Below are 10,010 nucleotides of genomic sequence, written 5' to 3' on the forward strand. Positions count from 1 at the left end.
TCCGCCGGGTGGCCGCAGTCGCCTGCTGGCGGGGATGTACGCCCCGACACTTCAGACTGTCATCCGTTCGTCGCCATCCCGTACGCGGGCTGCCTCCCCAGCGGTCGCGCCGCCCGCCCGCCGCGCGTCGGACCCGCCCTTGGGCCTGCCGTCCGGCCCCCCGTCGGGATCTTCGTCGGGATCGTCGAAGCCGCCGGCGGTCTGCCCGGCGAGCAGAGCCGGGAGCAGCGTCGTGCGGCGCCGTCCGCCCGAGCTCCGCACGGCGTTGCGGATGGCCGGGCCGTTCACGGCCACAATCGACAGGTGGGCCTGCGCCCGGGTCAGCGCCGTGTAGATCAGCGGACGGGTGAGCATCCGGCCGGCCTCCGGCGGGAACACGGCGACGACGGCGGGCCACTCGCTGCCCTGCGCGCGGTGCACCGTCACCGCCCAGCCGTGCCGCAGATCACCGAGCACACCGGCGGGCACCTCGACGACGCCGCCGGGAAACGCGACCCGCAGCGCACCGCGTTCGCCCAGCGCGACGACGGTGCCGATCTCGCCGTTGGCGAACCCGACGTCGATATGGTTCGCCGTGGCCACCACACGGTCCCCGACGTCGAACCCGGAGACGGCGCCGCCGCCCGGGTTCAGCGTGCCCTTCAACGCGGTGTTGAGCGCCCCGGTGCCCGCCGGACCGGCGTGCACCGGGGTCACGACCTGGATGTCCGCGACGGGAATGCCGAGCGCGCGGGGGATGGAGTTGGTGACGAGCTGGACGGTGCGATGCGCAGCCTCGCCGGAGCTGCCGGACGGCACCACCACGACCTCCCGGCCAGGCCCCGGCGGCGGCAGCTCCCCGCCGCGTACCGCGGCGGCCATCGTCGCGATGGCGCCGCCGTCAGCCTGCCGGTACAGCCGCCGCAGCTCGGTCACCGGGACCTCACCGGACTCGAGCAGGTCGGCGAGGATCTGCCCCGGTCCGATGCTCGGCAGCTGGGCCGGGTCCCCGACGAACATCAGGTGCGTGCCGTCCGCGCAGGCGTCGAGCAGCGCGGCGGCGAGCTCCGCGTCGAGCATCGACGCCTCGTCGACGACGACGAGGTCGGCGTCGATCGGGTTGTGCTCGCCGCGCGCGAACCCGCTGCCGCGCCCCTGGGCCTGCAACAGCCGGTGCAGGGTGCTCGCCGGTGCCCCGCACAGCTCCTCGAGGCGTTTGGCGGCCCGTCCGGTCGGCGCGGCCAGTGCGACGACCGCCTCGGCAGCCCAGGCCAGTCGTACGACGGCCGCGACCGTGCGGCTCTTGCCTGTTCCCGGCCCACCGGTGAGCACGCTGACGCCGGACTCCAGCGCGGCGCGCGCCGCCGCGAGCTGGACCTCGTCCAGCCCGGTCACCACCTCGTCGTTTGCCGGTCTGCCGTCGTTTGCGGGTCTGCCGTCGTTTGCGGGTCTGCCGTCGTTTGCGGGTCCGCCGTCGTTTGCGGGTCCGCCGCGGCCCGTCGCGGCGGCGTCCCGGTTCGTGTCCCCCTCGTCCTTGTCGTCGTCCTTGTCGTCGTCGAACGTCAGCGCGGTAGGAGGCGGGGCGGTGGCGGCCCGTGCGGACACGGCCCGTCCCGCCGGATCGTCGTCGTCGACGGATCCCGGCCCGTCGTACCCAGGCCCGTCGTACCCCGGCCCGTCATCGGGCCGGCGGCGGGCTCTGGGGGCGCCCGCGCGCAGCGGCTCGGCGGTCGCCGTCAGCCGTTCGATGCCGTCCGCGACGGACTGCTCGGCCATCGCGTACCGCTCCAGCGCGATCCGGTCACCGACGGCGATGATCCGCCCGTCGTCGAGTGCCGCGGTCAGCGCCGCGCTCGGATCGGCCACCCCCTCGCGCGCGGCGGCACGCAGCACCGCCCGCACGGGGCCCGCGGTGTCCCCGGCCCGGGAGGCGGCCCGACCGAGCAGATGGGTGAGTACCGCCGGGCCCCGGCGCGGATCGTCGCGCTGCAGACCGCGGCGGCGGGCGAACCGGTCGGCCTGGGCGATCTCGGTGTCGGCGGCGGTCAGCAGCATCCACGGATCGGCCCGCAGGAGGTCGGCGGACGCGGGTCCCAGCAGGTCGGTCACCCCGCGCGCGAGCCGGGCCGGAAGATCCGCGGCGACGAGCAGTTCGACGACCGCGTACGTGCCCGCCACGGCGCGGAAGCTGTCGGCGAGCCGCCGGGCCCGCGGCCCGGTGACCCCCTCGACGGTGCCCAACCGGCCGACGTCGACGTGGTCGGGCCGGGTGATCCCGGCCGCGGGCAGCCGGCCGGCCGTCGTGCGGCCCAGCCCCGGCCACAGCCCCGCCCCGCAGAACGCGGCGAAGACCTCCTCGGGGTCCGCTGGCTGCGGGTCCGCTCGCCGTGCCTGCGGGCCGACCGCGTCGGGCTCCGCGGTGGAAGCGGTCGTGTACTCGTCCGGCATGCCGGGAAGCGTAACGACGAACCGTTCCGCCGCTGTTGTAGCCCGCTGGGTAGCGTGGTACCCGGGACGGCGCTGTGGCGGCATGGCTGTAGGAAGGCGATGTCGCGCGTTCCGACCGATGCGCGTTCCGACCGATGCGCGTCCGGGCCCACCCGTGCGTCCGGGCCCACCCGTGCGTCCGGCCCGGCGGAGACGGTGAGCGTCAGCAACAGTGAGCGTCGGCAACAGTGAGCGTCGGCAACAGAAGGGACGGACCGGTTGACCACAGTCCTGCTGGTCCGCCACGGCCTGACCGCCGTGACCGGCAAGATCCTGCTTGGTTGGACGCCCGGCGTGGGGTTGGACGACCGTGGCCGCCGCCAGGCGTCGGACCTGGCGCGACGCCTCGCCAACATCCCGCTGGCGGCGATCGTCAGCAGCCCGCTCGACCGCTGCCGCCAGACGGCCGAGGCGATCGCCGGACGCCGTCCGGTCAGCGAGGCCAGCCCGGGCGGCCCGCGGCAGGTCGAGATCGACGAGCGGCTCGGTGAGTGCCGGTACGGTGACTGGACCGGGCAGGAACTGGCGACCCTGGCGAAGGATCCGCTCTGGGCGGTGGTGCAGAGCCATCCCAGCGCGGTCGTCTTCCCCGGTCCCGAGGGTGAGGCACTACGGGACACGCAGGCCCGTGGGGTGAGCGCCGTGCGGGAGTGGAACGAGCGGCTGGGCCCGGACGCCACCTGGTTGCTGTGCTCGCACGGCGACGTGATCCGCACGGTGGTCGCCGACGCCCTGGGCATGCATCTGGACATGTACCACCGGATCACCGTCGATCCCTGTTCCCTGACCGTGATCCGCTACAACGAGCGCCGCCCCTTCGTCCGGCGCATCAACGACACCGGCGGGGACGTCGTCGAGCTCCTCCCACCGCCGCTACCCCGGGCAGAGGGCTCCGCCGACGCCGCGGCGTCGTCTCCCGGGTCCCGGAAGTCCCCGGGGTCCCCGGGGTCCAGCGGGCTCGACGTGGACGAGGCGATCGGTGGCGGTGCCGGCGGTTTCCGTCCCAGCGCCGGTGGTGGAACGGGCTGATCGGGCATGCCGCGCCGGATACACGTCTTCGACCCGCCGCAGCGGTTCGTTGTGGGCACCGTAGGCCTTCCCGGCGCCCGATCGTTCTACCTGCAGGCCCGCGACGGGGCGCGGGTCGTCACCGTCGCGGTGGAGAAGGCACAGGTCGCATTGCTTGCCGAACAGCTGACCGAGCTGCTCGACGAGTTGGGCCGCCGCGGCGCGACGCCGCAGCCCGAGCCCGCCCCGGCCGACCCCGACCTGTCACCGCTCGATCTGCCGATCGACGAGGAGTTCCAGGCCGCGACGATCGCGCTCGGCTGGGATCCGCGTGGCGGACGGGTCGTCATCGAGGCGCAGGCGACGGGCCTGGCCGACCCGATCGTCGGATTCTCCGACGATCCCGACGGGCCGGACGCGGTCCGGGTCCTGCTGGGGTCCGAGCAGGCGCGCTCGTTCGTGCAGCGCGCGGCGCGGGTCCTGTCCGCGGGCCGGCCCTCCTGCCCGTTGTGCGGGCAGCCGTTGGACGACGGTCACGTCTGCCCGCGCCAGAACGGTCACCTGCGCTGATGCGGCCGGCGAGAGGCGCCGGGCCTGCCCGCCGCGGGTGCGCGGTCCGTGGCGGGGGTGCGGTCCGTGATAGCGGTGTGGTCCGGTAGGCCGGACGGTGTGGGAGAGATGTCGCTCACCGTCCGGTCCGGTGACATCACCCTGCCGGACCGGACAGACTGAGATGATGGGCGTCTCCGCGGCGAGTTCCACTCCGGGGTGGCGACCGCCACTGCATCCGATCGACGGGGGCGGCCTCGACGCCCCCGCCGCCCTCGACCTCCTTCGCCGCGGTGACCTCGAGATCACCGCCCGGCTGGTCGACGCGAGCAACACGACGCTCTGCTGCGACATCTGCGCCGACGGGGTGACCGGCCGCTGCGTCTACAAGCCGGTCCGCGGCGAACGCGCCCTGTGGGACTTCCCAGACGGCACCCTCGCCGCCCGCGAGCTGGCCGCCTACGAGGTCTCCGAGCAGCTCGGGCTTGGCATCGTCCCGCCCACCATTCTGCGTGACGGCCCGTTCGGCGAGGGCATGGTGCAGCTGTGGATCGACACCGACGTCACCGTGGACCTGGTGGCGCTGACCCGGTCCGACGACTCCCAACTGCGCCGGATCGCCCTGTTCGACGTCGTCATCAACAACGCCGACCGCAAGGGTGGGCACCTGTTGCCGGCGCCCTCCGGCCGGATTCACGGCATCGATCACGGTGTGACCTTCCACACGGACGGCAAGCTGCGCACCCTGCTGTGGACCTGGCGGGGAAGGCGGCTCGACGCCGAGGAGACCGCCTTGCTCGACGACCTGCGTGAGGCGCTCGGGGGCCCCTTCCGGGACCGGCTCGAGGAGCTGCTCACGGTTACCGAGGTCGACGCCCTCACCGTGCGGGTCGACGGGCTTCTGGCCGAGGGCCGGTTCCCGTTGCCCTCGGGGGACTGGCCGGCGATCCCCTGGCCGCCGTTCTGAGCGGGTTCCGGTTCTGGGCGGGTTCCGGTTCTGGGCGGGTCACCGGTGCGGATACAGGTGCGGGAGAAGATGGGATGTCACCGTCGGTGACCCGAGGTGGATCGGCTTGGGATGCCGTCGGTTACGCTGCGGTTACTCCCCTTGCGCCCGCCGGAGAGTCGGTTCGCGGTTACTCTGACACGCATGCAGGCGTGGCCATCTCCTCCGATACGTTCTCTTCCCGGTCACGGGAAGCCACTGAGGATCTTCGATACGGCCACGTCGAGCGTACGCAAGTTGGCGCCGGCCGTCACCGCAAGGCTGTACGTGTGTGGCATCACGCCCTATGACGCGACGCATCTGGGGCATGCCTTCACCTACCTCACCTACGACCTCGCGCAGCGTGTGCTGCGAGACACCGGGCATCACGTCCACTATGTACAGAACGTAACGGATGTCGATGACCCGTTGCTTGAGCGAGCCACCCGTGACGGGCTGGACTGGCGGGCCCTCGCCGACCGGGAGATCGACCTGTTCCGCGAGGACATGACCGCGCTGCGGATGTTGGCGCCGGACGCCTACGTCGGGGTGGTCGAGGCCATTCCGATGATCGTCGACATGGTGGCGGAGCTCGTCGACCGGGGCGCGGCCTACCAGGTCGACGACGACCTGTACTTCTCGATCGCCACCGCACCCGCCTTCGGGGAGATCTCGCATCTCAGCCGGGCCGAGATGCTGGCGATCTGCGCCGAGCGCGGGGGTGACCCGCGCCGGACCGGCAAGAAGGACCCCCTCGATCCGCTGCTGTGGCGCGCCCACCGCCCCGGCGAGCCGTCCTGGCCCTCGCCGTTCGGCCCCGGCCGGCCCGGCTGGCACATCGAGTGCTCCGCCATCGCCCGCCACTATCTCGGCGGGGTCATCGACATCCAGGGTGGCGGAACCGACCTGAGCTTTCCGCACCACGAGTGCAGCGCGGCGCACGCCGAGGTCGCCGCCGGCATCCGGCCGTTCGCCCGCAGCTACGTGCACACCGCGATGGTGAGCCTCGACGGCCACAAGATGTCGAAGTCGCGGGGCAACCTGGAGTTCGTCTCCCGGCTGCGCCGGGCCGGGGTGGATCCGGCGGCCCTGCGGCTGGCCCTGCTCGATCATCGGCACACCGAGGACTGGGAGTGGGCGCCGGGCCTGCTCAACGACGCCGTGGACCGGATGAACCGGTGGCGGGCCGCCGTCGCCCTGCCCACCGGGCCTGACGCCATGGGACTGCTCGCCGCCGTGCGTGAGCGGCTCGCCGACGATCTCGACGCCCCGGGTGCCGTCGCCGCGGTGGACGCCTGGGCCGGCGCCGCGCTCGCTGATGCGGGCGGCTCCGCCGGTGCGGGCCCGGATCCCACCAATCAGGGGGGTCCGGTTCGCGGTTCTGGCGGTGACGTGCCCGCCTGGGGGGAGGCGCCCGCACTCGTGCGGCGCCTCGTTGACACACTGCTGGGTGTAGACCTTGAACCCGTCAGACCCAGAGGGAGCTGAGGATGGGAGCTCACCATCGCCGGGTGGATCCCGGGGCAGCGACCGAACGGCCCGCCTTCGACGAGGTCGCGCATGGCTACGACCCTCATCAGGTCGACGACTACCTGGCCACGCTGTGGCGTTACGCCAGCCAGGTGACCTCGCGCGCGGCCGCGGCCGAAAGCGCCCTGAAGCACGAGCGGGCCCGCAGCGCGAACATGGGCGTCGAGGGCCTGGCCGCGCATGCCGGCGGTCGGATCGGCCAGATGCTGACCATCGCCCAGCAGGAGGCCGAGGAGATCGTCACCGGCGCCCGCCAGATCGCGGAGGCGGCGCTGGAAGAGGTGATCGAGGACGCCGGGGCGAACCACCCGATCGTGCGGGAGGCCCGGGAACAGGCCGAGAAGCTCCTCCTCGACGCCGTGGAGGAGAGCCGCCGGCTCGCCCGGGAGCGGCATGCCGAGCTGGAGGTGGAGATCGCCCGGTGCACCGCCTCGCTCGAGGCGCTGCGTCACCAGCAGGGTGAGATCATCGGCGCGATGCTGCGCCTGCGGGGGGTCCTGGCCTCCGACGAGGTGGACCGGGCGGTCACCGACCTGGCCCGGTCGGGTGCGGCCGCGCCGACGACGCCGGGCACGCCTGGGACGCCGGGCGGAGCCGGTCCTGCCGGTTTCCCCGCGGGCGGTGCGGTCCCCGCGGGCGGTGCCGGAGCGTCGGATCTTTCCGGAACCGCGTGGGCGACCGGTCGCGTCGCCAGCACGGGGCGGCGTTCCCCGGGCCGGCATCGTCAGGCCGACGTCGCGGACGGGGAATCCCACACCCCGCCCATTCCGCGCGAACCGGTCACGAACTCGGCGAACGTGCCGTTCCGCCGTGGCGCCGACGAGGACATCATCGACGCCGAGATCGTCGAGGAGTAGCGAGACCGTCGAGGAGAAGGGTGGCCCGGTGCAGGTGCGGGGTGCGCCTTGGGCTCCCGGCCCGCGGCGTACCCTCGCCCTCTTTCCTTCTTCTACCGACTTCTACCGAGCCGGCTCTCTTACCGGCCTTTACTGGCCGCGACGGCGCAGGTACCGTTCGAACTCCCGGGCGATTGCGTCCCCACTGGCCTCGGGCAGCGCCGTCTCGGGCTCGCGTGACTCCAGCGAACGGACGTACTCGGCGACCTCGGTATCCCCGGCGGCGAGCTCGTCCACCTGCCGTTCCCATGCCTTCGCCCGCTCGGGAAGGTCGCCCAGCGGGATCTCGATGTCCAGCAGGTCCTCCACTCGGCGCAGCAGCGCGAGGGTCGCCTTGGGACAGGGTGGGTTAGCCACGTAGTGCGGCACCGCCGCCCAGAACGACACCGAGGCGAGCTCGGCCCGTGCGCATGCCTCCCCGAAGACGCCGACGATGCCGGTCGGCCCCTCATAACGGGACGGCTCCAGCCCGAGTCGGGCAGCCGTCGCCGCGTCCCCGGCGGTTCCGCTGATCGGGACCGGCCGGGTGTGCGGCGAGTCAGCGAGCAGCGCCCCGAGGGAGATCACCATGTCGCTGCCGAGGGCGTGGACGGCCTCGATCAGCTCGTCGGTGAACCCACGCCAGCGCATGTTCGGTTCCAGCCCGCGGATCAGCACCAAGTCCGTCTCGGACTTCGGCGGCCGCGCCACCGACAGGCGGGTGGTCGGCCACGAGATCTTCCGGGAGGCCCCGTCGGTCCCGCTCACCGTCGGTCGGTTCACCTGGAAGTCGTAGTAGTCGTCGGGGTCGATAGCACCGATGACACGGGCCTTGAAGGCGGTCTCCAGATGCTCGACGGCGGCGGACGAGGCATCGGCCGCGTCGTTCCACCCTTCGAAGGCGGCTACTACGACCGGCGACCGTAGTTGACCGACGCCGGAGAACTCGATCACCTACCACCTCCTGCCGCCCCGCGGCGGCCCACTGCCCCCGTGACAGTGCAACGGTACGTCCTCACGGAGACGACTCCTGCCCAGAGCCGACATGCGTGACGTCAGCCTCCCTTATGGCCCGTGAGCCGGTGACCCGTGGGCGACCAGTGGTCGTCCACGGGGAACCTACGCTGGTCCAGTCTGCCGATGTTCTCGTGGGAACGCCTTTCCTCGGTCTCTCGATGGCGCTAGACCCGGGCGGATCGGACATCCATTCCGGATCGATGCGGTGGCTGCACCGTATCGGCTCTGAACGGATACCCGCCGTCGCGGGAATGCGAACGGCCCGGCCCAGGGCCGCCGCCGGACCGGCGTGCCCCAGCCCGTGTTCGTGCGGACCGCCGCGCCGAGCACACCCGCGCGGTCCGACGTCACGCCTCCGTTCCCGCGACCGTGCCACCCGCGACCGTGCCATGGGCAACCCGCCGGGACGCGTCCGGCATTCCCACCCCGCAATCATCACCATGCTGTGATCACCGTACCGTGATCACCGTCGTGCCCGTGGCCGGCATCCTCGGAGGCGTCCGGACGGGAGGGTAAACCGTACCGGTGGTAGGAGAAACCCGTCCCGGTACTCTTGGCCAGTGCGCGGTGATCTGGTGTCCGTCCTGACCGAGCGTGTGCTGGTGGCCGACGGCGCCATGGGCCCCCTGTTGCAGGCGGCCAGCCTCTGCCTCGACCCGGTGAATTTCGAGGACGGCAACGGGCCGTCGCGCGCTGAGGAGTTCCAGCTCGTGCCGGAGCAGTCCACCTCGGCGATCATCCTGCGCCACCCGGAGGCGAAGTACTTCGCGGCCACGTAGGCACCGTGCGGTCAACCGGGCACCGTGCGGCCGGACGACCCTGAGCTACCGAGCTACCTGAGCTAGGAGTGGACGTGGGGAGCCTTGCGGCGGTTTTCTTCGACATGGATGGCCTGCTCGTTGACACCGAGCCGATTTGGACCATCGCCGAGCACGAGGCGGCGGCGCGGCTGGGCGGTGAGTTCACCCCGGCGATGAAACGAGCCATGATCGGCCACGGCATCGACACCGCCGTGCCGCTCATGGTGTCGATGCTCGGCCTGCCGGCGTCCGACGTGGTGCCGACGGCGGAGTTCCTGCTGCGCCGCTCCGCCGAGCTGTTCCGCGAGCCCGGTGCGATCGTCCCGCAGCCCGGGGCGGTGGAGCTGCTCGTCGCGCTGCGGGCGGCGGGTGTCCCGACCGCGCTGGTTTCCTCGTCCTTCCGCGACCTGATGGAGCCGGTGCTGCACGTCGTCGGTGACGAGTTCTTCGCCGTGACGGTCGCCGGCGATGAGGTCACTCGCCGCAAGCCGGACCCGGAGCCCTACCTGACCGCCGCCCGGGTGCTCGGCGTCGACCCGGTTCGCTGCGTCGTCCTGGAGGACAGCCCGTCGGGAGCGCGCGCCGGGGTGGCGGCCGGGTGCGCGACCATCATGATCCCGTCCATGCCGGATCTGCTCGACCTGGCCGCTTCGGGGGCCTCGGGGGCCTCGGGGGCCTTGGAGGCCTCGGGCGTCGCGGCTCGCGGCGAGCCGGTGCCCGCCGGGCTCGCGGCGCTCCTGGCGAGCCTGCACGACGTCACCCCGGACCTCATGGAGTCCC

At 72.6% G+C, this 10,010-nt stretch carries 9 protein-coding genes; 7 read left to right on the plus strand and 2 right to left on the minus strand.

Annotated elements, in window-relative coordinates; genetic code table 11:
* Window positions 1-51: 51 nt before the first annotated feature.
* Complete coding sequence (locus AC08OO_RS06615; RefSeq protein WP_476618323.1) at window positions 52-2,427, minus strand: ATP-dependent DNA helicase; 2,376 nt, start codon at window positions 2,425-2,427, stop codon at window positions 52-54.
* A gap of 258 nt (window positions 2,428-2,685) precedes the next feature.
* On the opposite strand from AC08OO_RS06615, the gene AC08OO_RS06620 reads away from it, so the two are divergent.
* From AC08OO_RS06620 to AC08OO_RS06640, 5 genes are all read left to right on the plus strand, one after another.
* Window positions 2,686-3,495, plus strand: a complete 810-nt coding sequence (locus AC08OO_RS06620) for a histidine phosphatase family protein (RefSeq protein WP_476609626.1) — start codon at window positions 2,686-2,688, stop codon at window positions 3,493-3,495.
* 6 nt (window positions 3,496-3,501) lie between these two features.
* Window positions 3,502-4,044 (plus strand): DUF3090 domain-containing protein, encoded by a 543-nt coding sequence (locus tag AC08OO_RS06625; RefSeq protein ID WP_476609625.1) that lies wholly within the window; start codon window positions 3,502-3,504, stop codon window positions 4,042-4,044.
* Window positions 4,045-4,210: 166 nt separating this feature from the next.
* Complete coding sequence (locus tag AC08OO_RS06630) at window positions 4,211-4,990, plus strand: SCO1664 family protein (protein WP_476609624.1); 780 nt, start codon at window positions 4,211-4,213, stop codon at window positions 4,988-4,990.
* Between the two features lie 111 nt (window positions 4,991-5,101).
* Window positions 5,102-6,496 carry a cysteine--1-D-myo-inosityl 2-amino-2-deoxy-alpha-D-glucopyranoside ligase gene (gene mshC, locus AC08OO_RS06635; protein WP_476609623.1) on the plus strand — a complete coding sequence of 465 codons (1,395 nt, stop codon included), beginning with the start codon at window positions 5,102-5,104 and terminating at the stop codon, window positions 6,494-6,496.
* A gap of 2 nt (window positions 6,497-6,498) precedes the next feature.
* Window positions 6,499-7,395, plus strand: coding sequence for a DivIVA domain-containing protein (locus tag AC08OO_RS06640; RefSeq protein WP_476609622.1), 897 nt, complete (start codon window positions 6,499-6,501; stop codon window positions 7,393-7,395).
* 129 nt (window positions 7,396-7,524) lie between these two features.
* Here AC08OO_RS06640 and AC08OO_RS06645 read toward each other — a convergent pair whose 3' ends face one another.
* The gene (locus AC08OO_RS06645; RefSeq protein ID WP_011437037.1) at window positions 7,525-8,367 is read right to left on the minus strand and encodes a PAC2 family protein; all 843 of its coding nucleotides are present in this window, start codon (window positions 8,365-8,367) and stop codon (window positions 7,525-7,527) included.
* A 623-nt stretch (window positions 8,368-8,990) separates the two neighbouring features.
* On the opposite strand from AC08OO_RS06645, the gene AC08OO_RS06650 reads away from it, so the two are divergent.
* Together AC08OO_RS06650 and AC08OO_RS06655 are read left to right on the plus strand one after the other, a co-directional pair.
* A complete protein-coding gene (locus tag AC08OO_RS06650; protein WP_476609621.1) occupies window positions 8,991-9,209 on the plus strand; it encodes a hypothetical protein in 219 nt (72 codons plus the stop codon).
* Between the two features lie 74 nt (window positions 9,210-9,283).
* Window positions 9,284-10,010 (plus strand): HAD family hydrolase (locus tag AC08OO_RS06655; RefSeq protein WP_476618324.1); only part of this gene is annotated, 727 nt, incomplete at its 3' end.

It is taken from the genome of Frankia sp. CeCAU1, assembly GCF_977971845.1.